Genomic DNA, 23471 nt, shown 5'->3' with positions numbered 1-23471 from the left:
AAATAAGTAAGTTTCATATCCTGCTGCATATCATAAAGCATATTAATAATTTGAGCCTGAATAGAAACATCTAATGCTGATACTGGTTCATCGCAAACTATAAACTCTGGATTAACTGCCAAAGCTCTAGCTATACCTATACGCTGTCTTTGTCCGCCTGAAAATTCATGAGGATATCTCTGTGCCTGTTCAGCATTAAGTCCAACTAGTTTAAGAAGATTTATTATCTTTTCTCTTCTTTCATATTTAGTAGAATAGAGTTTATGTACATCCAATGCCTCCCCTATTATATCTTCTACAGTCATACGAGGATTAAGAGAAGCATAAGGATCTTGGAAAATTATCTGCATTTTTTTAGCATAATTTCTATAATTTTCATCATTTACTTCTTCGCCATTAAAAAATATCTTTCCACTGGTAGGTTTATAAAGATGAAGTAAAGTTCTTCCCAATGTAGTTTTTCCGCTTCCAGACTCGCCTACAAGCCCAAAAGTTTCTCCTTTATTTATAGTAAAAGATACTCCATCAACTGCCTTTACAGTTTGTATATTTCTTCCGAAGAATCCGCCTTTTATCTTAAAATGCTGTTTCAAATCTTGTATTTCTATTAAAGGTGCCATAAAAACTCTCTCTATTTACTAAAATAAATTATAAAAACCATTATTCAGGCATCTGATGTAGCCAGCATGCTGAAAAATGTCCCTTATCAAATTCCATTATAGGAGGCTTATTATCAATACATACTTTCATACATTCCTCGCATCTTGTACTGAAAGGACAGCCTGCTTTCATATTAAGCAAGTCTATAGGTGTACCTTCTATAGGAATAAGTTTGTCCTGCTTTATATCAATACGAGGAAGAGATTTCAAAAGCCCCAAAGTGTAAGGATGTTTAGGTCTTTCAAATATATCAAAAACAGTACCTCTTTCAACTATTCCACCACCATACATAACAATAATATCATCAGCCATATCCGCTACTATTCCGAAATCATGTGTTATAAGAATAACTGCCATATGTATTTTTTTCTGTATATCTTTTATAAGTTCAAGTATCTGCGCCTGTATAGTAACATCTAATGCAGTTGTAGGCTCATCGGCTATAAGTATTTTGGGATCCCCTGCAAGTGCCATAGCTATCATTATACGCTGACGCATACCACCTGAAAGCTCATGAGGATACTGCTTTATTCTTCTTCTAGGTTCATTAATACCTACTAATGTCAGAAGTTCTACTATTCTCTCAACGGCATCTGTTTTACTTATTTTTCTATGTGTAGTCAATGCTTCCATTAACTGATTGCCTATAGTATATACAGGGTTAAGACAAGTCATAGGGTCTTGGAAAATCATTGATATAGAATCACCTCTGATTTTCTTTTTTTCATGCTCTGAAAGTTTTATCAAATCAGTACCTTCAAATAAGATTTCTCCATTAATAATTTTACCTGGCTCATCAATAAGTCCCATTATGGAATAAGCAGATACACTTTTTCCGCTTCCTGATTCTCCAACGATACCTAATACCTTTGATTTATCCAAACTATAAGAAATATTATTAACCGCCTTAACTTCTCCAAGAGGTGTGAAGAAAGATACACTTAAATTTCTGATTTCTAATAAATGATTATTCTCCATATATAAAATTATCCCCTTATTATTACTATAATAAAAATTATATGCCAGCTATATAATTTATGAATTACATTTACTGAATACTCATAATTTTTATCATCTATTTTTAATTATCTATTCTTCATTCTAGGATCTAATGCATCTCTTAAACCATCCCCAACCAAATTGAAGCAAAGTATTATAATACTTATCAAAGCAGCTGGGAAAAGAAGCTGATAAGGATAAGAATAAACACCACTTACTGCATTTGATGTTAAAGATCCAAGAGAAACCATAGGAGCACTAACGCCCAAACCTAAAAAACTTAAAAATGCCTCAACAAATATAGCATTAGGTATTTGAACCATAGCGGATACTATTATAGCCCCCATAGCATTAGGTATTAAATGCTTGAAAATTATTCTGCTATGAGGAGTACCCAAAGCTCTAGCTGCGGTTACAAACTCCTGACCTTTTAATGCCAAAATCTGTCCTCTAGTCATTCTAGCCATATTAGTCCAATAAAGCAAAGATATAACTATAAATATACTGAAAAGTCCTGGTCCTAAAAGTCCTATTCCCCTCAATGATTCACTTTGTAAAAACAATTTATCCATAGGAGCTTTAAGCACAACCGATAATAATACAACTACCAAAAGTGTAGGTACAGCACTTATTATATCAACTATACGCATCATAATACTATCAGTAAGCCCTCCAAAATATCCTGATATAGAACCATAAACTATACCTATTATTACAACCAAAGTAGCTGATACTATACCAATTAAAAGAGATATTCTAGCTCCTATCATACATCTAACTAACAAATCTCTTCCTAATGTATCAGTACCGAAAGGATGCTCTAAAGTGGGAAGACTATTTTCTACCCCTCTATTTATTTGAGCATATCCATATTCTGAAACCATAGGTATAATAATAGAAAATATAGTTATAATACCTATTACAATTATAGATAATAAAGCAACTCTATTTTTCTTGAATCGTCTATAAGCGTCCTGCCAATAAGTTACACTTTCTCTTTTTACTTCAGCAGAAGATTTTTCTTCTTCAGTTGCCTTAACAAATAATGATTTATCTAAACTATTTTCCATCAATTAATATCCGCCTTTATAATAAATAATATAAATTATTCCTGTATTTTTATTCTAGGGTCTATGACACCATAAGATAAATCAACTAAGAAATTCATAGCTATTAAAAATGCACCATAAAATATTGTAACACCTAATATTGTAGGGTAATCTCTTTGAGTGATACTTTCTACGAAATACCTTCCAAGTCCAGGTATATTAAATATTTTTTCAACTACAAATGAACCAGTTAAAATAGCTGCTGCTAATGGTCCTATATATGTAACTATTGGTATAATAGCATTTCTTAAAGCATGTTTAAATATTATTATTCCTCTTGATATTCCTTTTGCTCTGGCTGTTTTTATATAATCTTGGTGAATAACATCAAGCATAGAACTTCTCATAAGTCTAGCCATAAAACTAAGTGAGCTAAAAGATAAAGCAAAACCAGGCATTATATACTGAGCAAAAGAATCAAATCCGTAAGCAGGAAGCAATTTTAATTTAACAGAGAATATAATGATAGAAACTGTAGCAACTACAAAACTTGGAACTGCTATACCCAAAGTAGCAGCAACCATTACAGCTCTATCCACCATTTTTCCATGTCTTAATGCCGCAACTATACCGAACAAAACTCCTATAGTAGTAGATATAAACATACTAAATATTCCTAATCTAAAGGATACTGGAAAAGCCCTTACTATTGTACCTGAAACTGACTGTCCTATTTTAGTTAGAGAAGTACCTAAATCTCCTTTAAGAGCATTTTTCAAATAATTGCCGTACTGAACTATTAAAGGCTTATCTAGTCCGTATTTTCTATTTAAGTTTTCAAGGGCAACTTTACTAAGTGGTTTCTCTCCTACAAATGGTCCACCAGGTACAGTATGCATTAAAAAGAATGTTATTGTTACTATAACAAAAAGGGTCAAAAGTGAAACTAATAATCTTCTAACAACATAAGAGAACATAAAAATACCTTCTTACATAATTGGAATAATGCAAATAACTAAATTATTATTGACAGTACATTATCTAATAAAATTAAAGTTTTGTCAAACTTTAAATAAAGTAAATTTTCAAGCAATTTACTCACATCCCCGCCCTATATTCTTTACTGCTGATATTTAAATACACATTGAAACTATTTTCAATGTGTATTTAGAAAAAGCATCCCCACCCAAGCTTTTTTAAATTTAAAATCTATTTAACGCACGGTTAACTAAATTTTATTTAACATTAAAATTGCATTAATAATCAAGTTAATTTATTTAATTTAGTTCTGCGTGCGTTTTAAAGTCCCAAAATTTAAATAAAGCTAGGGCGGGCATTAAAATAACAATAAAAGTTGAAAAGAAAAATAATATAAAAAATGACAAATGAAATTATAAAGTAAAATGGGCGGGGAGTTAGAATGAAATTAAAAATATAATTTTTAGTACATTAAACAATTATTGATTAGTACATAATAATAATTTACTTGTTTTATTTTTTATATTTAGTATTATTGATGTGGATTATTATTAAGTTTAATTAATTGTATTTGGAGGAATTTTATCATGACTTATAAAGAAATTATAGAAGCAGCAAAAGACTGCATGGGATTTTGTAAGGCATGCATTGTATGTAATGGAAAAGTTTGTAAAAACTGTATGCCAGGTCCAGGTGCTAAAGGTATAGGAGATGTTGCAATTAGAAATTATGATAAGTGGAGAGAAATAAGACTTAATATGGATACAATATGTTCTAATGAAGATGTTGATGCTTCTTTTGAATTATTTGGAAAAAAATTTAAATATCCTATATTCGCAGGACCTATAGGAGCCGTTCAACTTCATTACGGAGATAAATATACAGAAGAAGAATATAATGATATAATGCTCAGTTCTTGTGCTGCTTCAGGTATAGCTGCTTTTACAGGAGACGGAGTTAATCCAAATATAATGATTTCTGCAACTAATATGATAAAAAAACAAAATGGTATAGGAATACCTACGGTTAAGCCTTGGAATATAGATGTTATTAAAGAAAAAATGAAATTAATTACAGATGCTAATGCCTTTGCTGTGGCAATGGATGTTGATGCAGCAGGGCTACCATTTTTAAAAAATCTTACTCCAAAAGCAGGAAGTAAAACTATTGATGAATTAAGAAAAATAAAAGAAATTTCTTCAGTACCATTCATAATAAAAGGTATAATGACAGTAAACGGTGCTAAAAAAGCAGTTGAAGCAGGTGCCGATGCAATAATAGTATCTAATCATGGAGGACGAGTATTAGATCAATGTGCTTCCACTGCAGAAGTACTACCAGAAATAGTTGATGCTGTTAAAGGAAAAATAAAAATCTTAGTTGATGGCGGTATAAGAACAGGTGCCGATATATTAAAAGCCCTTGCTATTGGTGCTGATGCTGTTATTATTGCTAGAACTTTTGTAATTGCTGCTTACGGCGGAGGTGAAGAGGGAGTAAAATCTTATATTGCTCAGCTTGGTTCTGAACTTGAAGACGCTATGATTATGTGTGGAGTTCATAGTTTGAAAGAAATAACTAGAGATATTGTAAGACTTTAATTTTTTAAACTCAATATATATAGGATTCAATCCATCTTTATATTGAGTTTATCCTTATAATAATATAAAATATTAAAAATTCTTATTAATGAAAGTTTATAATAATATTTCTAATTTTGAATAAATCTAAAACTTATTATCCAATACTTAATAATTAAAATCAAAACATAATATTACAATATATAAAATTAACTGTTTTATTTCTAAAAATTATAATGAGCATAATAATAAAATTGATAAAAAAGGAAATGAATAATGGAGATCATAAATATATTTGACAGAAGTATAATAGAATTTGCTCATGGTTTACATAACAATTACAGAATGCTTGATTTATTTTTTTCCGCTGTAACTAATTTTGGAGAGATATTACCTTTAATGGCTATTAGTATAATACTTATATTCATAAAAAGAACTAGATTATGTGGAATTAATATGCTATCAAGTTTATTTATATCTATATTTATAGGTGCCATCATATTAAAACCATTAATAGCTAGAGAGCGTCCATTTGCCGATCCTCTATATAATGAATATTGGATAACTGTTGGAAAGCATTTAGAAACTTCATTTTCATGTCCTTCTTCACATAGTACAGCCTCATTTGCAGCACTTTTTCCTATTTTTTTATACTTTAATAAAAAATATAGTTTTATAGCATTAATAATTGCTTTAACGATAGGTTTTTCAAGAGTTTATTTGATGGTTCATTATCCAAGCGATGTTTTACTTGGAATGTGCCTTGGTATAATAGTTTCATCTATAATATATTTGATTTTAAATAATCAAAATATAAAAAAGTTAATAAAATTTAATATTTATAATTAATTCCTATAATAAAAGCTCCTATATTTTTATAGGAGCTTTATTTCATTATTATCAAATTAAAAACTTAAAAAATATAAATGATCATCGGAAGTATCCAATTCTTCTTCCTCTATCTCAGAAGTTAATATAAATTCAACTGTGATATTTTTTTCTTTAGCAGTTTTCACATTCAAATCTAAATCAGCTCTTCCTATAACTTTAGAAGGTGCATCAGTTATCACTATAACGAGTTTTTTCTCATTAAGATAATCAAATTTTTCCAATGCTTCCTGTACAGCTTCATACATAGGTTCAGCCTTATCTCCTCCGCCAGCAGCATAGAAATAATTAACTTCTCTATTTATGTGATTAATATTATCACTAAAATCTATTCTTTTTGTCAAATATGTATCCTTCACATCTCTATAAAGTAAGAAGCCTACTCTTGAAGTTTTACTATTGTCAAATAATTCTCTTACTATTCCTCTTATATCCTTCTTTATAGTTTTTAAATAAGGATGCATACTTTCTGTTGTATCAAGTACTATAACTAAATCTATACTTCCATCATTTTGATATCTATCAATAATATTTTTTAATTTATCAGTTAATTCATCTGTATCTCTAACATAATTAGTAGGAGTATTAAATACTTTACTTGCATTATTTAAAGAAGACTCAGCATCTATAGATTTAGGCTTTTTGATATTTACAGCAGGCTTATCAATAACGGCTGATGATGATAAAGTTTTTATTTCATTATTTTCAGGTGTAGAATTTCGTTTTACTATAATAGTATTTGTAGATTTTTCTATCACTCTATCTGAAGGTCTAATTTTTACAGGTCCTTCATTTCCTCCATTAGGAAGTTCAGGAGGTATTATCTCCTGTTTCATATTAGTAGTTTCTATAACATAATCTATAGGATATGTAAAACTCTCTCCCTGATTATTAAATACATTAAAAGATAAATACCTATCTTCAGGTAATTGCTTGAAATATGCTTTTATATAAAGTTTCTTTCCTAATTCTTTATTGAAAGTATCTTCTAATATAATACCGCTATTATCATAATTTTCAGTACTTCCAAAAGAAGTATTTATTAATTTATATGAATTATTAGTTCTGCCTTCTCTAACATAAAAAGCATATCTTCCATTATTTCCGCCAGAGTAGTATAAATAAAAAGCATACAAATTCCCCTCTTTCTCTACATTTCTAAGCACTATTGTAGGAACTGAAATAGAATTATTATTTGCTTTTAATACAATCTCATTTTTGAATAATGTATTATTATTAACATCATATGCCTCTAAAATTATATTTGCATTATCTTTTAATACAAATGCAGAATTATTGTTTCGGCTGTCTAAATAAAGATTATTCGGAATAAAAACTTCAAACACTTCTCCAAGTCTCTCATGAAAATCTGTATTTTTTATACTAATTACAGCATTATTATTTCCGCTATTATTAATATAAAGATAAGAAGATGATCCATCTTGAAGTTTTAACTGCAATCTAAATCCATATACATTGTATTTCTTTTTTATATAGATTTGATAACCATTTATCAGCTTGTTCATTTCAATATCATTTGTATTAATTCTCATAGAATAAGCATTTAACGCATCTTGAGAATATAAATTTCCTAAAGTAGAAATGAATACTACCGATAAAATAACAAACAAATATTTATATCTTATGTTTCTCATGTTGATACCCTCTGCAAATGATTATCGGTTATGGATATCATAAACCTGCATTGTTATGTTAATTGAAATATAATATTTTTTTATAGTTATTTACAATTTTAAGCTAAAATTATAATATATTTTTTACTTCTATTACTTCACTTGATTCTATAAAATTATTTACAGTTAATAATTTCACAGAAACAGTTTCGTCATTTGATAATGCTTTAGAAATAAAATAATAATTATTACCTTTAACTACCTGATTTGCAACATAAAGTTCCTGACTATATTTCACATCTGATATATCTTTTACAGCATTTTGAAATATTTTGATTAAATCATTAGCCTCTTTAGAATTTGAAATATTAATTTTTGCCTCATCAGAAGATGTGCATACTATTCCTCCAACACTACTTTGACTGCTCTCTATAATTTTATCGAGTTTAACAATTGAAACTTCATTTTGAGCAGATACATTACAAATAATAATCTCATAATAAGGAAGTGCTGAAGGATATGTTATTTCACTTCGGCAAATAAATGCATGATTAACACCATTAACAATTTGACTTCCTAGATAAAGCATTAATTCTCTTTTTACTCCAAGCAATTCTTTTGTAGCATTTGAGAAAATAGTTTTTATATCATCATCTATAGCATTGACCTGTTTAGGATTAATATCCCAAGCACCTGTTTTTATTACTTTCTTTGTATTTTCTTTTGAATCATTATTACTTGATTTATTAGAACATGATACTAAAGAAAGAATCATCATTAAAAATATTAATATTTTATTCATATTTATTTCCTTAAAAAATTGTTAACATATAATAACTGTTTATAAAAAAAATTGAAATAAAAGATATAATAAAAACATATGTAATTATGCTGTTTTTTTCATAATTCAATAATACATTTTGTATATTTTATAAATAATAATAATATTACTGTTTTTGTACATATGTAAATTTTCCTCCCAAAAAAGTTTTCCATTTAAACTCTTTTTCTTTTACGGCAGGACTATTAAGGTTGATAAGTTTATCACAATATAATAATACTGTATCATTTCTTTAATTCATAGTATGAAGTACCTTTATAAATTACTGTAGTTAATCCTGCACAGCTTGAAAACACATTATCTCCAATATATTTTAAATAAAACATGTGTAGTAATTTTTTTTAATTTAGAAAAACCTGAAAAGTACCTTCTTTATATTTTCTAATTTAATATAATTACTCGATACATTAAGACCTTCAAACATTTTATCATAAAAATAGGTTTTACGATATCTATAACCATTTTTCTTGTATATAAACTCTTTGAAGCTTATAATATTAATGTTGCAAGTGAATTTAAATATGAGCAATTATCTTTAGACTTTCCTATGAATATTACTCTATATTCTCTTTTATCTTTATAATACTTTTTAATTTAATTTCTGTTTTATTGTATTATCATATTAAAAAATATCTACCCGTATTTAATAGCTTCAGCATACAAAATAGGCTGAGGAACTATTAAAGGAGGCTCTATAGGTGTTGGTTTAAGGAATACTACTTACCTCACATCAGCATATACAAAAACTCTATTACCTATAGTTTGAAGATTTGTACTTAAAATAATTTTTTTAATTGCATAGAATTATAATATGCAAATGCTTTATCATCTATCGTAATGACATAATCATGTATTTCCAATTCTAAAAAACTTCTATCGAGTTTAATAAAAGCATTTTTTCCTATTACTTTAATTGTATTTTCTGGGAATATAAAATTGAATTTTATTGGTCTATACGAATCTCCAAACATAGAATATTTACAGTATTATCATAAAAATGAATATATATCAATACACTGTAATTTCGTTGGGCTATTATTATATAGCATATAGGTAAGAGATTCAGTATAGTTATAATTATCTTTAGGTTTTCCTATAAATATTGTTTTAATCATTATAATATTCGCTAATTTAATTCTCATATCTTCATATATAGGGTTATGAGATTGATATATACCATATTTTATAGCTTCTTCAGATAAAACAGGGAAGGATCTTCAGGAGCTATAGTTTCTGTACTATCAGTAGGAAAAGTAGCAATTGAAGAAGAACATGATGCAATCATCAATATAGAAAAAATTGAAAAATAAATAAAACAATAATTATTAATAATCCCTCTCTATCAATTTGCTTATAGAATCATTAGTATAAGGCAAATCAAAATAATCAGCGACTTCATGCGTTATATTATCATACACTATTATACTAACACTATTTGTATTTTTTATCAAATTACTTCTGCTTATTAATATTTTACTGCCACTATCTACTACTAAATCATTATATTTATTAAGTTCTTTATGATACAAATAATTAGTTTCACCCATTGATGAAAATACCAATTTATTTTTATCTATAACATAAGAAGCATTATTAATATATACTTCATTAGTAATATTGAAATTAGAATATATAGTTTTTACTACATTATCATTACTTCCGTATTCACCAAACATGTTTATAACTATAGTATAATCATTGAGATTAGTTATTTTTGTCATATACTCATTAATATTATCTATATCCCTCAAAGCCATATCATAAACTTTATTATATTCGTATAAAGCATTTTTCTCCCAAGTATCATAATTCGTATCTATTCTCCTATCAGGAATTTCAAAATTATCCTTCAAATATTTTCCAAGATAGGCAGTATATTTCTGAACTCCTTTATAATTCAAATGTCCTGCATCATTATAATCAGTCCAAAAATCCAAATCATAATCATCATAATAATGATTGAAATTCATAAAAGGTATATCATATTCTTTTGCAATCTCCCCTACTCTGTTAAAATGTCTTGCCTCATCATCAGTCATAGGAAATGGAGAAGCTATTACAACTATAGGTATATTATTTGTTTTAGCAAGCTCTAATATTTTTCTATAATAAGTTTCCTGCTGCTCTAATAAAGGAAGTGTATCTTTGATATTTTTTATATTAGGTTTTTTAACTGGGAAAGTTTTTTGATGAAAAGAATATCCTTTAAAATATCTATAATGATTATAATTATTAGCATAAGGCAAAAAATCTTCTTCTTTTAAATCTTTGTATCTGTTATGATATCTATACATGGGATTAATAAATTCATCAAATCTCTCTGCAGCTGTTACTTTTAGAGAATTGATTCTATTTTCCGACCATTTCAAAGCATAAGTAGCTGCAACAATCTGATAATCCACAACATTAGTTCTGCTTGCTGCAACAATATAAGACTCCAATGCTATCAATTTGGGTTTTTGAGTTTTTAATGCTTCAATTAAATAATGATATGTACTCCAAATAGGCTGACTTCCAGATGTATAATTATATGAGGCAATACCGTATTCATTATACAAAATGGCAGGATTAACATTATAATGAATATGACTGCTTCCCAAAAAAAGTACATCTATAGTATTAGTTTCCTGATCATAGAAACTATCACCTTGATATATTCCATTATCATTTTTAAATCTTAAAACTCTGCTTGAAAACCAGAGTAATGTAATAAATATAGCTATAAAACAAATAATTTTCACAAAGTTTTTTATCATATCATCAAACCTAATTATTTTTATATAAAAGTTATGTAAACTTAATTAAAATAATCTCTTTTTAATATAGAAATAAATTACAGCATCATCAATACCTGTATTATCTTTCAAAGCCTCTCTCAATACTCCTTCTTTTTGCAATACACATTCAAGCATCACTTTTTCAAAGTTTATATTATTAATATAAAGAATTTTATAAGAATTGAAAAAGCTTCTAATGTAATGCCTTTATACCAATAATTTTTTGATATGCAGTATCTTATACTAAGCATATTCAAATTATCATCTATTTTTACAGTTCCTATACTTCTAACAACTGTATTACTTTCTTTAACCGCAATAGCCCATCGATAAAAATTCTTATAATCATATTGACTAATCCATTCTGTCAAAACCTGCCTGATTATTTCTATGATACTATGAATTTTATAATATAAATATTTTATAACTTCATAATCATTATACCAATTATTATCGTAAGCATCTTCTATTTTAAACCTTATTAATAAAAGTTTTTCTCTTTCTAATATTACAGTTCCTTTATGAAGCATTCTTATTACCTCTTAAAACTGAAAATATATAAATTGTTTAGGATCGAAACCAGCACCGTATTTTCCGTATATTATTATAAAAAATAACAAGAAAAATATTACTGCCCATCTGAAGTATAAACATTGTTTCTTCAAAAACTCATAAATAGTTTCTTTATTAATATATTTTATCAAATCAACTAAAAATAAAATTATTAAAGCTATTATAAGTATATTCATCTCAAAACGGTCTAATCCAAGTTTATATAATGAACCGTCAAATATACGCCATAAATCTATTTTGGTAAACATTCTCTGTATATAATAGAAAGCATCATGTATAGTTTCTGCTCTAAAAAATATCCAAGCTAAATCTACTACTATAAAAGTACAAATCACTTCAAGAAGTTTGAAACTAAAACTTTGAACCTTTACTCCGAATTTATTTGAAACATTATTTTTCAATTTTGATGTGCTGTCTTCTATTATATGAAATATTCCATGAATTCCACCCCAAGCTATAAAGGTAAAATTAGCACCATGCCATAATCCGCTTACTAAAAATGTTACTAATATATTAAAATTCTTTCTAATCTTTGAACATCTGTTTCCACCTAAAGGTATATAAAGATAATCTCTAAACCAAGTAGATAAAGATATATGCCATCTGCCCCAGAACTCTTTTATACTTCTTGCAAAATAAGGAGTATTAAAATTCTCCATCAAATCTATTCCCATAACTTTAGCTGTTCCAATGGCTATAAGAGAATAACTAGCAAAATCACAATATATCTGCACTGCAAATAATAATGCTGATAATAATAATTCGCTTGTATTATAAATATAATATCTATTAAAAACAGTATCTACCAAAATAGAAGCCCTATCTGCTATTACCATTTTCTGAAAATAACCAAAAAGCATTAATATCAAACCTTCAGTTATTCTATGATAATCAAATCTCTTTATCTTATCCATATTCTGAACCTGACCTAGCAAATGTTTTGAACGCTCTATAGGACCTGCCACTAACTGCGGAAAGAATGATACAAATAATGCATATTTGATAATATTTTTTTCAGACTTTATTTCTCCCCTATAAACATCTATAGTATAACTTAATGCTTGAAAAGTATAAAATGATATTCCAACAGGAAGAACTATATCAAAAGGCTTTTCTATTAATTGAATATTTAATGCAGATAAAAACATATTTATATTTAAAAGCAGAAAATCAAAATATTTAAAAAACACAAGTATTGCAATATTAATAATAAAACTAAATGCCACAACAATTTTTTTATATTTTAATTTTTCTATTAAGATACCACTTAAAAAAGTTACTATAGTGGAAACCGCCATTAATAATGCATACTTTGGATTCCAAAACATATAAAAAATATAACTTGCTATAAATAAGCAAATATATCTTAACTTTTTTGGAAATATCCAATAAAGAATAAGCGTTATAGGAAAAAATATCAAAAAATCCTTGGAATTAAACAACATTTAACATAACTCATAATTAAATATACATTTATAACTTATAAAAAAGATAATTGTAATATGAATTATATAAAAAACAAGCATTATAGTTGCATATGTTTGATTAATATAAATGATTAGAAATTCATATTAAAAAAATTATATATATTTTCTCTAGCTTTATTTTCTACAATATCATCTTTACCTTTTATAATAACAGTAACTTCATCTCCCACTTTCAATTTTAACTGTATAAGCCCTATAATCTTTTTTATATCTTTCACATTTTCTCCCTTCTTCACTGATACTTCACAATTACTATCTTTTGCTATCTTTGCAAGCTCGCTTAAAGGTCTGGCATGAATATTGCTTATATTATTAATTATATATTTAACCTCTGTCATAAAATTCCCTGATTAATTATAATTTATTCAGAATTATTTATAAGTAAAAAAACTAAATTCTCAAAAGTTTTATTCTCTATCAATTTCTTAACACTATTTTCATTAAGTAAAAAATTAATAGTATAATGATAAAATTTCTTCAAATCATCATCATTCTTATTTGATACAGAAACCAAAAATACAACCTGCACATTATTTTTTGACCATAATATAGGTTTATCTATTACAGCAGCATATACAAAAGTATCCTTTGTAACTGCCTCTATAGGATGAGGTATTGCCACCAAATTACATATATCCGTTTCTGCCAACTCCTCTCTTCTCATTACTAATTCATAAAAATTATCAGGTATATTTTTATATTTCTTTATCTCAATACATATATTTTTTATTATTTCTTCTTTTGTATTTCCTACAATACTTGAAGAAAACATTTCTTTTTGATAATAATCTAATATAATGTTTTTATTCAAAGATTCAAATGTATTTTTAACATTAATTATATCATCGCTTTTTAGAAAATTACTTATATAAACTATTGGAACAGGAATTTTAAAATTAATAGGAACTGTAGAAAATACATAATCCGTTTTGGAAAAATCAAAATCCTTTAACTCTATTAAATCTGCAGAATAAATATTTTCTATATAATCATTAAATTCTTTTCTATATTTTGTTACAAGAAGATTTGAAGTAGTTTTTCCGCTTCCGCATACTATTAATATATTTATTTTATTTATATTCTCCTCTATTTCTTCCAACCCTATTTGAAATAATAATGCTAAATATCCTATTTCATCTTCTGATATATCTTTGCTGTAATACTCCTTCAATATAATTGCAGATTCTGAAGCCAATAAAAATGAAAGACTATAATTATTTTTTATATCGCTTAACATAGGATTTTTCTGCAATATATTGTATCTTATTCTTATATCCAAAGGTATCATATGCTGATTTAATAGAAGTATGAGATTAAAATTATTTCTCAAATCTATTTTCAAATTTTTATAAATCATATCAAGCATTTGAGTTATCAAATTATTGAATTTATACTGTATCACAGAATTATAATTCTTATTCACTGAAAATAAACTTTTAGAAGCTATATGTATTGCTATGAATATTGTTTCTATATCATTAAAGTCTATATTAATTTCATCTTGTATTTGTTTTATTAATTCCTTTGATAATTTAACTTCTTCTTCTATATCTTTAATATCCTTAACAAAATCATTATTATAATCATATATAAATTTATTATTCTTTATTCTATTTATTGCCACATTGATATACTGAATAAAATTTTCTAAATTAATTTCTGAAAACTTTATTTCGTATTTATTAAGAAAATTGATGATTATATATATTAATGTTTTATTTAAATTATTTTCGTATAAAAATTCACTAAGATAATTGCATATTATAAAATTTCTAATATCAAATTCATTACCTATTAACTTTATTCCATAATTAGGTCTTCTCTCAAGTTTAAGATTATAATATTTAAAATTATATTCCATAATCTTTAATATACTAGTTAATGTAGTCTTTGATATATCCAAAGAATCACATATATCATCAGCCTTTACATATTCTCTGCCACCTTCTATTAAATATTTAAAAATTATTCTTATTCTATAATCAATATCATTATTTATATTTGAAGTAAAATCTATGGATTCTATATCATTATAATTATCGCATATTAATTTATAACCGTATCTTGCTTTAGATTCTATTTTTATATTAAGATTTTCCAATTCATGATTAATTTCTTTAACTTTTATTCTAATTGTCTTTTCGCTTACATTAAGCTGCTTGGAAAATTCTTCAGCTGTTATATATGAATTGACTGACAACAATGATAATATTTCTTTTATATATTTAATATTCATAAATATAACTTTCTATTTCAAATAATTTTCTTTATATAACATTTTAATTAATTATATACTTTTTCATAAAAACAAAAAGCAAATAAATTACCACATTAATACTGAAATTTTCTTGTTTGAGTTATTTCTTTTTAGTATTATTCTTAATCACATAAGAGATAAAAACAAGGAGAAAAAAAATGAAGAAAATTTTACTTTTATGTTCTGCTGGAATGTCAACCAGTATTATAGTAAAAAAGATGCAGGATAAGGCTAAAGCCGATAATATAGAGGCTGAAATAGAAGCAGCAAGCGTGTCAAAATTCAATGAACTTATAGACAATTATGATATTTTTCTGCTAGGTCCTCAAGTAAAATATATGAAAGATGAATTATCTAAAAAAGCAGCCTTAAAAGGAAAACCCTTAGATGTTATAGATTTTAAAGATTATGGAAAAATGGACGGTGCTAAAATATTGGAATTTGCTTTAAATCTAACTTTATAATTTATTAAGGAAAATATTATGAACGATAAAATTTTAAATTTCATAGAAAATAAAATAACACCTGTTGCCGTTAAATTGGCTAATAATAGATATTTAAATGCTATTAAAGATGCATTTATATATACTATGCCTTTTTTAATTGTAGGCTCTTTTGTATTATTAATATTCAATTTACCTTTTACAGATAAAAACAACTTTATGTATATGGAATGGTATGATAATTTCGCTAAAACTTTTACAGGTGATTTCATTCAAATATTCAATGTAAGTATGGGCATATTATCAATATTTGTTGCTTATGGTATAGGTTATTCTTTAGCTGGTTCTTATAATTTAAGTGCTATTACTGGAGGATTCTTATCTTTATTTGCATTCTTACTTATAGCTGCAAAAGTTAATGCTTTATCAGTTGCAGAAAATTTTGCTAATGTATTTTTTGTAGAAGCAGGAAATAATATCAATGTGCTTGATGCAAGATTTTTAGATGCTAAAGGTATATTCTCTGCTATAATAGGCGGAATAGTATCAATAGAAATTTACAGATTCTTAGTAAGTAAAAAAATGACTATAAAACTTCCAGATTCAGTACCTCCTGCAATAGCAAAATCATTTGAGATAATTATACCTATAACTGTTGTAGGCGTATTATTCCAAATAATAAATATCACAATACAAAAAAATATGATGCTTCTTATACCTAATTTAATAATGAAAATATTATCTCCTTTATTGTCAGTATCAGATAGTTTGCCTTCTATAATAATTCTTCTTTTAGTTATACATATACTTTGGTTTGTAGGTATACATGGTGCGAATGTTGTTAATGCTGTAATCACTACAATAACATTATCAAATTTAGCTTTGAATCAGGAAGCTTTACAGGCAGGATTAGCTTTGCCTAAAGTAGTAGCAGGAGAGTTTTTCAATGTTTATGTATATATAGGAGGAGCAGGAGCTACATTAGGTTTAGCTATAGCTATGTCTTTAAGTAAAAATGCACATCTTAAATCTATAGGAAGACTTTCTGTAATACCAGGACTATTTAATATCAATGAACCTATTATGTTTGGTGCTCCTGTAGTTATGAATCCTATATTGTTTATACCTTTTATAGGCGTACCAATACTTAACGCTATAATATCATATACTGTTTTAAAAATAGGTATTGTTGGAAAAATAGTTTCTCTTGTACCTTGGACAACACCAGGTCCTTTAGGAGCTTTCTTATCCACTAATTTAAGTATACCAGCTATGATTTTGAGTTTATGTTTGATATTCTTATCATACTTAATATATACACCTTTCATCAATGCATATGCAAAAACTTTACCTGATAATGATTAACAATAAAAATAGGAGATATAAAAATGAGAGAACTAGGAATATCAATTTACCCTTTTCACTCAAAAATGGAAGATAATAAATCTTATATAGATTTAGCTTCAAAATATGGTTTTACAAGATGTTTTATGTGTCTACTATCCGTTGATAGAGCTAAAGATGAAATAATTAATGAATTTTCTACTATTATAAATTATGCCAAAGATAAAGGTATAAAAACAACATTAGATATATCCCCTTCTGTATTTAAATATTTAGATATAGATTATAAGAATCTTGACTTCTTCTATAAACTCGGAGCTTGGGGTATACGATTAGATTTAGGATTTTCTGGAAATGAAGAGAGTTTAATGACCTATAATGAATATGATTTAAAGATAGAATTAAATATGAGTAATGATACAAATTATCTTGATAATATAATGAAATATTATCCTAATACAGATAATCTTATAGGCTGTTATAATTTCTATCCTCATATATATACAGGTTTGAACATAGAACTTTTCAAAAATAGTATGAAACGTTTTAAAAAATATTCTATAAGTACATCGGCTTTTGTCAATGCCAAAGAGGCTGATTTTGGACCTTGGCCTGTAAGCGATGGTATATGCACATTAGAAAATCATAGAAATATGCCTATAGATATTCAGGCTATGGAATTATTTGCACTTGGAGTTGATTGCGTGTTCATTGCTAATTGTTATGCTGATGAGAATACTTTTAAAACTTTATATAATTTAGATAAGAGACTTATAACTTTTAAAGCTGAATTGGTTAATTCAATACCTAAAGAAGAAAGAAGTATAGTATTAGATATGATTCATCAAAATAGACTGGATGCTTCAGAATATGTTATTAGATCATCTGATACCAGAGCCAAATATAAAGGACATAATTTTAAAATATTTAATGCAGTTACCAATATAAAAAGAGGCGATATACTAATAGATTCTTCAGAATACGGCAGTTATACAGGTGAAATGCAAATAGCTTTAAAAGATATAAAAAATACAGGCAGAACTAATGTAGTTGGTAAAATTAATGATGAATATTTATTTCTATTAGATTATATAAGTCCTGCTAAAAGATTTAAAATTACAGAATAATTTCACTTAAATCAAATATACAAAATTACATCTTGCGATCCCTAATTCCTTTATATTGCAATATGTTTTAATTATTAAAAAAATAAAAAAATATATATAACCATTTAATTAAGGAGAGTAAATCATGAATGATAAGTTAATGGCATTGATTGAAAGTAAAATTTTGCCTATAGCCGCTAAAATAGCAAGTAACAGATATTTAAATGCCATAAGGGACGGATTTGTTTTTGCTATGCCATTTTTAATTATAGGTTCATTTATACTTTTAATATTGAATTTACCTTTTACAGACAAAAGCAATTTCTTATATATGGAATGGTATGACAATTTAATGAAAGCTTTCAAAGGCAATTTAGTACAGCCTTTCTATGTGAGTATGGGTATAATGTCATTGTTTGTAGCTTATGGTATAGGTTATTCATTAGCAGGACATTATCAGCTTAGCTCTATAACTGGAGGATTTTTATCATTATTCAGTTTCTTGCTTGTATCTGCAAAAGTTGAATATGTACCTATAGTAGAAGCTGCAGCTAAATCTTTATTAGTCGAAGCTGACAGTTATATACCTGTTATGGACATTAGATTTATGGATGCTAAAGGTTTATTCGTAGCTATTATATTTGGTATTCTTTCAATAGAGATATTCAGATTATTAGTTAAAAAGAACCTAATAATTACTTTACCTGACTCTGTACCTCCAGCTATAGCTAAATCTTTTGTACTTTTAATACCTATAGTTGTAGTTATAGTAATATTCCAAACAATTAACATAATAATACAAAAAGGTTTATTAATGATGATACCTGAATTAGTAATGAAAATATTTGAACCATTACTTCATGTATCTGACTCATTACCTTCTATAATAATACTTTTACTTGTAATACACTTATTATGGTTTGCTGGTCTTCATGGTACTAATATAGTTGATGCTATAGTAAAAGCAATAACTTTATCAAACTTGGCAATAAATCAAGCTGCATTACAAGCTGGAGAACCTGTAACAAAAATATTTGCAGGCGGTTTCTTCGATTCTTATGTATTTATGGGAGGTGTTGGTACTACTTTAGGCTTAGCAATAGCAATGATTAGAAGTAAAAATGAACATATTAAATCTATGGGTAAATTATCAATAGTTCCAGCAGTATTCAATATTAATGAACCTATTATGTTTGGTGCTCCAGTAGTAATGAACCCAGTATTAATGATTCCGTTTATAGGTCTTCCTATAATCAATGCTACTATAGCTTGGGTATTAACTAAATTAAATATTATAGGTCATATTGTATCTTTAGTACCTTGGACAACTCCTGGACCATTAGCTGCTTTACTTGCTACTAATTTAAATATTGGTTCTATGATATTAAGCTTGGTATTAATATTTACTTCTTATTTAGTATATATACCTTTTTTAAAAGCTTATGAAATATCTTTAGAAAGAGAAGAAGCAAATAATAAATAAATTAATTAATAAGGTTTTTATAATATGAAACAATATAAATTTCAAGACAATTTTTTATTCGGAAGTTCTACATCAGGACCTCAAAGTGAAGGTTTCTATGATAAAGCTAATAAAAGTATATGGGATTATTGGTTTGAAATAGCACCAGAAAAATTTCATAATAAAGTAGGACCAGTATATACTTCTAATTTCTTTAGAGATTATAAAGAAGATATAAAACTAATAAAAGAAACGGGTCATAATGTTTTAAGAACTTCAATACAATGGAGCAGAATAGTAAAAGATTTCAAAACTTTAGAATTAGATGAAAAAGCAGTTGAGTTTTATGGCAATGTTATAGATGAACTTATAAAAAATGATATAGAACCTATAATGTGTTTATACCATTTTGACATGCCTTTAAAACTTCAAGAAATAGGCGGATTTGAAAATAGAGAAGTTGTAGAATTATATGCTAAATATGCTGCTAAAATGTTTGAACTATATGCTGATAAAGTAAAAAAATGGTTTACATTTAATGAACCTATAGTCGTTGCTGAAGGCGGATATTTATATAAATTCCATTATCCTGAAGAAGTATCATTCAAAAGAGCGGCTCAAGTAGTTTATAATATGAACTTAGCAAGTGCAAAAGCTGTAAAAGCATTTAAAAAATCTGGAAAAACAGGAGATATAGGAATTATATTAAACTTAACTCCTTCTTATCCTAGAAATGAATACAATGAAGAAGATTTAAAAGCTTCACATATATGCGATTTATTATTTAATAGAAGTTTCTTAGATCCTGCTACTAAAGGAGAGTTCCCAGAAGATTTAGTAAAATTCGTAAAAGAAAATGATCTTACTCCTATATGTAAAGAAGAAGACAAAGAAATATTAAAAGAAAATACAATAACTTTACTAGGAATAAATTATTATCAGCCTAGAAGAGTTAAGGCTAGAGAAACCAAATTTGAATCAGATACTTTAATGCCTGAAAATTTCTTTGAACCTTATGAAATGCCTAACAGACTTATGAATCCATACAGAGGATGGGAAATATACTACAAAGGTATCTATGATATAGCTAAAAATATACAGAATAATTATTCTAATACAAGATGGCTCATAACAGAAAATGGAATGGGTGTTGAAAATGAAGAAAGATTCATAAAAGACGATGTAGTAGAAGATGATTATAGAATAGAGTTTGTAACAGAACATTTAAAATGGCTTCATAAAGGTATAGAAGAAGGTTCTAATTGTCTTGGATATTTAATGTGGACACCTATAGACTGCTGGTCTTGGCTTAATTCATATAAAAATAGATATGGATTTATTCGCTATGATTTAGAAAGCGGTAAGAAAACAATAAAGAAATCAGGACATTGGTTTAAAGAGCTTGTAAAAAATAAAGGCTTTGAAGCTTAATTTTGATAAATTATTGGAGGTATAAATATGTCAAATAAATTAAAAATAGCTACTATTGGAGGAGCTTCTTCATATACTCCTGAAATTGTAGAAGGATTTATAAATAGATACGACAAATTGCCAGTAGATGAACTTTGGCTTATTGATATAGAACCTTCAAAAGAAAGATTGGAAATAGTAGGAAATCTTTCAAGGAGAATGATAGAAAAAGCAGGATTAAAAGATAAATTTAAAATCTTTACAACTTTAGATAAAAGAGAAGGTATAGAAAATGCAAGCTTTGTAACTACTCAGTTAAGAGTTGGCTTATTAGATGCTAGAATAAGAGATGAAAGAATACCTTTAAGTTATGGTATGATAGGTCAAGAAACTAACGGTGCAGGCGGATTTGCTAAAGCATTAAGAACTATACCAGTAATATTTGATATTTGTAAAGATATAAAAGAATTAGCTCCAAATGCTTATCTTATAAACTTTACTAATCCATCTGGAATAGTTACAGAAGCAGTTTTGAAATATCATCCAGAAATAAAAATGATAGGACTTTGTAATGTTCCTATAAACATGAAAAAAAGTGCAGCAGAAATATTGAATGTTCCTGATGAAGAAATTACTTTCGTTGCAGGAGGAATAAATCACTTCTTATGGGGAAGAGAAGTAATACATAAAGGTGTTAATAGAACTCAGGAAGTTTTAGAAAAATATTTAGATGGTTTTGAAAATGGACCTGCTAATATCAATACTGAAATAGCTTGGATAAAAGAACAAGTACTTGATACTAAAATGATACCTTGTCCTTATCATAGATACTACTATCTTACAGATGAAATGTTAAGAGAAGAATTAGCAGAATTCAGAGATGGTAAAGGTACTAGAGGAGAACAAGTAAAAGATATAGAGAAAAAATTATTTGAAATATATAAAAATCCAGATTTGAACACTAAACCTAAAGAATTAGATAACAGAGGAGGAAAATATTATTCTGATTCTGCATGCGAGCTTATAAGTTCATTATATAACAATGATGGTACTGAAATGATAATATCCACAAGAAATAACGGTACTATAGATTGTTTACCAGATGACTGTGCTGTTGAAATCACTGTTAATGTTTATAAAGATGAATTAAAACCTCATAAGCAAAAACCTTTCCCTATTGAAGTAAGAGGATTATTACAGCTTATGAAAAACTTTGAACAATTAACTGTAGAAGCAGCTGTTCATGGAGATTATGGTAAAGCACTTCAAGCATTAACTGTTAATCCATTAGTTATAAGCGGAAGAGTTGCTAAAACTGTACTTGATGAAATAATCAGACAAAATAAAGAATATTTACCGCAATTTTATAAAAATAAATAATTTATATTTAGGAGATTAAATATGACTGAAGAACAAGAAAAATTTATGGAAGAAAATGTATTTCCTATTATTAGTTTAGCAGGAGAAAGTAAAAGTTTAGCTTATGAAGCATTGAAACTTGCTAAAGAAAATAAATTCAATGAATCCGATGAAAAAATGCAGGAAGCTGATAAGTTATTACTGCAGTCGCATCAATATCAAACTGATTTAATAACAAAAGAAGCTGATGGTGAAAAGTTTGTAATTAATTTGCTTTTTATACATGCTCAGGATCATTTGATGACGGCAATAAGCGAAAAAAATTTGATAAATGAGCTTATTGATATATTAAAAATGAATAATAAAAAATAATTATTAATATAGTTTGAGAATATAAATCTTACCTACACCTATTTATTAAGTTAAGTATTTAGATGTGGGTAAGAATAATTATAAAAATTACAAATTTATTTTACAGTTAATTTTATCATCAATAATAAAAAATAATGCACGGGAGCCAGAGATATTTCCTTTAAGTATTCCTTATTTTTTTGAAGTATAACATAGGAGTATCATAATTTAAAGCGGAATGTATTCTTTTATGATTCCAAAAATTATTATATT

Annotated in this window: 21 protein-coding genes; 9 read left to right on the top strand and 12 right to left on the bottom strand. The window is 26.9% G+C overall.

Annotated elements, in window-relative coordinates:
• From Q1J76_RS03975 to Q1J76_RS03960, 4 genes are all read right to left on the bottom strand, one after another.
• On the bottom strand, positions 1–620 hold a 620-nt coding region (locus Q1J76_RS03975), incomplete at its 3' end, for an ATP-binding cassette domain-containing protein (protein WP_300367136.1).
• Between the two features lie 40 nt (positions 621–660).
• Complete coding sequence (locus Q1J76_RS03970) at positions 661–1638, bottom strand: ABC transporter ATP-binding protein (protein WP_300367133.1); 978 nt, start codon at positions 1636–1638, stop codon at positions 661–663.
• A gap of 107 nt (positions 1639–1745) precedes the next feature.
• On the bottom strand, positions 1746–2729 hold the full coding sequence (locus Q1J76_RS03965; RefSeq protein WP_300367130.1) for an ABC transporter permease: 984 nt from the start codon (positions 2727–2729) through the stop codon (positions 1746–1748).
• Positions 2730–2764: 35 nt separating this feature from the next.
• A complete protein-coding gene (locus Q1J76_RS03960) occupies positions 2765–3685 on the bottom strand; it encodes an ABC transporter permease (RefSeq protein ID WP_300367127.1) in 921 nt (306 codons plus the stop codon).
• 588 nt (positions 3686–4273) lie between these two features.
• Between Q1J76_RS03960 and Q1J76_RS03955 the strand changes: the two genes are divergently transcribed.
• Both Q1J76_RS03955 and Q1J76_RS03950 read left to right on the top strand, forming a co-directional pair.
• Positions 4274–5287 (top strand): alpha-hydroxy-acid oxidizing protein, encoded by a 1014-nt coding sequence (locus tag Q1J76_RS03955; protein WP_300367124.1) that lies wholly within the window; start codon positions 4274–4276, stop codon positions 5285–5287.
• A 255-nt stretch (positions 5288–5542) separates the two neighbouring features.
• A complete protein-coding gene (locus Q1J76_RS03950; RefSeq protein ID WP_300367122.1) occupies positions 5543–6115 on the top strand; it encodes a phosphatase PAP2 family protein in 573 nt (190 codons plus the stop codon).
• A 56-nt stretch (positions 6116–6171) separates the two neighbouring features.
• Here the strand turns inward: Q1J76_RS03950 and Q1J76_RS03945 are convergent, their stop codons facing one another.
• The 8 genes from Q1J76_RS03945 to Q1J76_RS03910 all read right to left on the bottom strand — a co-directional run bounded on the left by Q1J76_RS03945 (position 6172) and on the right by Q1J76_RS03910 (position 15702).
• Positions 6172–7809, bottom strand: coding sequence for a VWA domain-containing protein (locus tag Q1J76_RS03945; protein WP_300367119.1), 1638 nt, complete (start codon positions 7807–7809; stop codon positions 6172–6174).
• Positions 7810–7918: 109 nt separating this feature from the next.
• Positions 7919–8590: a hypothetical protein gene (locus Q1J76_RS03940; RefSeq protein WP_300367117.1), complete on the bottom strand. Its 672-nt coding sequence runs from the start codon at positions 8588–8590 to the stop codon at positions 7919–7921.
• Positions 8591–9405: 815 nt separating this feature from the next.
• Entirely contained in the window at positions 9406–9600 is a 195-nt protein-coding gene (locus tag Q1J76_RS03935; protein WP_300367114.1) for a hypothetical protein, read from the bottom strand.
• 354 nt (positions 9601–9954) lie between these two features.
• Positions 9955–11385, bottom strand: a complete 1431-nt coding sequence (locus Q1J76_RS03930) for an SGNH/GDSL hydrolase family protein (RefSeq protein WP_300367112.1) — start codon at positions 11383–11385, stop codon at positions 9955–9957.
• 170 nt (positions 11386–11555) lie between these two features.
• Positions 11556–11936: a GNAT family N-acetyltransferase gene (locus Q1J76_RS03925; protein WP_300367109.1), complete on the bottom strand. Its 381-nt coding sequence runs from the start codon at positions 11934–11936 to the stop codon at positions 11556–11558.
• A gap of 12 nt (positions 11937–11948) precedes the next feature.
• Positions 11949–13424, bottom strand: coding sequence for an MBOAT family O-acyltransferase (locus Q1J76_RS03920; RefSeq protein ID WP_367182077.1), 1476 nt, complete (start codon positions 13422–13424; stop codon positions 11949–11951).
• Between the two features lie 113 nt (positions 13425–13537).
• A complete protein-coding gene (locus Q1J76_RS03915; RefSeq protein WP_300367103.1) occupies positions 13538–13804 on the bottom strand; it encodes an HPr family phosphocarrier protein in 267 nt (88 codons plus the stop codon).
• Between the two features lie 23 nt (positions 13805–13827).
• On the bottom strand, positions 13828–15702 hold the full coding sequence (locus Q1J76_RS03910; protein ID WP_300367100.1) for a BglG family transcription antiterminator: 1875 nt from the start codon (positions 15700–15702) through the stop codon (positions 13828–13830).
• 179 nt (positions 15703–15881) lie between these two features.
• Here Q1J76_RS03910 and Q1J76_RS03905 point away from each other — a divergent pair, with 179 nt between their 5' ends.
• The 7 genes from Q1J76_RS03905 to Q1J76_RS03875 all read left to right on the top strand — a co-directional run bounded on the left by Q1J76_RS03905 (position 15882) and on the right by Q1J76_RS03875 (position 23219).
• On the top strand, positions 15882–16187 hold the full coding sequence (locus Q1J76_RS03905; protein WP_300367097.1) for a PTS sugar transporter subunit IIB: 306 nt from the start codon (positions 15882–15884) through the stop codon (positions 16185–16187).
• 18 nt (positions 16188–16205) lie between these two features.
• Positions 16206–17531 (top strand): PTS cellobiose transporter subunit IIC, encoded by a 1326-nt coding sequence (gene celB / locus Q1J76_RS03900; RefSeq protein ID WP_300367094.1) that lies wholly within the window; start codon positions 16206–16208, stop codon positions 17529–17531.
• A 23-nt stretch (positions 17532–17554) separates the two neighbouring features.
• On the top strand, positions 17555–18637 hold the full coding sequence (locus Q1J76_RS03895; protein ID WP_300367092.1) for a DUF871 domain-containing protein: 1083 nt from the start codon (positions 17555–17557) through the stop codon (positions 18635–18637).
• A 124-nt stretch (positions 18638–18761) separates the two neighbouring features.
• Complete coding sequence (gene celB, locus Q1J76_RS03890; RefSeq protein WP_300367089.1) at positions 18762–20099, top strand: PTS cellobiose transporter subunit IIC; 1338 nt, start codon at positions 18762–18764, stop codon at positions 20097–20099.
• 24 nt (positions 20100–20123) lie between these two features.
• Entirely contained in the window at positions 20124–21509 is a 1386-nt protein-coding gene (locus Q1J76_RS03885) for a glycoside hydrolase family 1 protein (protein WP_300367086.1), read from the top strand.
• 27 nt (positions 21510–21536) lie between these two features.
• Positions 21537–22868, top strand: a complete 1332-nt coding sequence (locus tag Q1J76_RS03880) for a 6-phospho-beta-glucosidase (protein ID WP_300367083.1) — start codon at positions 21537–21539, stop codon at positions 22866–22868.
• A 21-nt stretch (positions 22869–22889) separates the two neighbouring features.
• Positions 22890–23219 carry a PTS lactose/cellobiose transporter subunit IIA gene (locus tag Q1J76_RS03875; protein ID WP_300367080.1) on the top strand — a complete coding sequence of 110 codons (330 nt, stop codon included), beginning with the start codon at positions 22890–22892 and terminating at the stop codon, positions 23217–23219.
• The last annotated feature ends 252 nt before the right edge of the window (positions 23220–23471 follow it).

It is taken from the genome of Brachyspira sp., assembly GCF_029258575.1.
Lineage (GTDB): Bacteria > Spirochaetota > Brachyspiria > Brachyspirales > Brachyspiraceae > Brachyspira.
This window is presented reverse-complemented; position numbering and strand designations above follow the sequence as displayed.

Bases quoted from the DNA above. Each gene is read 5' to 3' on its own strand.
- Q1J76_RS03970 (WP_300367133.1), bottom strand. From the start codon at position 1,638: ATGGAGAATAATCATTTATTAGAAATCAGAAATTTAAGTGTATCTTTC.
- Q1J76_RS03965 (WP_300367130.1), bottom strand. From the start codon at position 2,729: ATGGAAAATAGTTTAGATAAATCATTATTTGTTAAGGCAACTGAAGAA.
- Q1J76_RS03960 (WP_300367127.1), bottom strand. From the start codon at position 3,685: ATGTTCTCTTATGTTGTTAGAAGATTATTAGTTTCACTTTTGACCCTT.
- Q1J76_RS03955 (WP_300367124.1), top strand. From the start codon at position 4,274: ATGACTTATAAAGAAATTATAGAAGCAGCAAAAGACTGCATGGGATTT.
- Q1J76_RS03950 (WP_300367122.1), top strand. From the start codon at position 5,543: ATGGAGATCATAAATATATTTGACAGAAGTATAATAGAATTTGCTCAT.
- Q1J76_RS03945 (WP_300367119.1), bottom strand. From the start codon at position 7,809: ATGAGAAACATAAGATATAAATATTTGTTTGTTATTTTATCGGTAGTA.
- Q1J76_RS03940 (WP_300367117.1), bottom strand. From the start codon at position 8,590: ATGAATAAAATATTAATATTTTTAATGATGATTCTTTCTTTAGTATCA.
- Q1J76_RS03935 (WP_300367114.1), bottom strand. From the start codon at position 9,600: ATGTTTGGAGATTCGTATAGACCAATAAAATTCAATTTTATATTCCCA.
- Q1J76_RS03930 (WP_300367112.1), bottom strand. From the start codon at position 11,385: ATGATAAAAAACTTTGTGAAAATTATTTGTTTTATAGCTATATTTATT.
- Q1J76_RS03925 (WP_300367109.1), bottom strand. From the start codon at position 11,936: ATGCTTCATAAAGGAACTGTAATATTAGAAAGAGAAAAACTTTTATTA.
- Q1J76_RS03920 (WP_367182077.1), bottom strand. From the start codon at position 13,424: ATGTTGTTTAATTCCAAGGATTTTTTGATATTTTTTCCTATAACGCTT.
- Q1J76_RS03915 (WP_300367103.1), bottom strand. From the start codon at position 13,804: ATGACAGAGGTTAAATATATAATTAATAATATAAGCAATATTCATGCC.
- Q1J76_RS03910 (WP_300367100.1), bottom strand. From the start codon at position 15,702: ATGAATATTAAATATATAAAAGAAATATTATCATTGTTGTCAGTCAAT.
- Q1J76_RS03905 (WP_300367097.1), top strand. From the start codon at position 15,882: ATGAAGAAAATTTTACTTTTATGTTCTGCTGGAATGTCAACCAGTATT.
- celB (WP_300367094.1), top strand. From the start codon at position 16,206: ATGAACGATAAAATTTTAAATTTCATAGAAAATAAAATAACACCTGTT.
- Q1J76_RS03895 (WP_300367092.1), top strand. From the start codon at position 17,555: ATGAGAGAACTAGGAATATCAATTTACCCTTTTCACTCAAAAATGGAA.
- celB (WP_300367089.1), top strand. From the start codon at position 18,762: ATGAATGATAAGTTAATGGCATTGATTGAAAGTAAAATTTTGCCTATA.
- Q1J76_RS03885 (WP_300367086.1), top strand. From the start codon at position 20,124: ATGAAACAATATAAATTTCAAGACAATTTTTTATTCGGAAGTTCTACA.
- Q1J76_RS03880 (WP_300367083.1), top strand. From the start codon at position 21,537: ATGTCAAATAAATTAAAAATAGCTACTATTGGAGGAGCTTCTTCATAT.
- Q1J76_RS03875 (WP_300367080.1), top strand. From the start codon at position 22,890: ATGACTGAAGAACAAGAAAAATTTATGGAAGAAAATGTATTTCCTATT.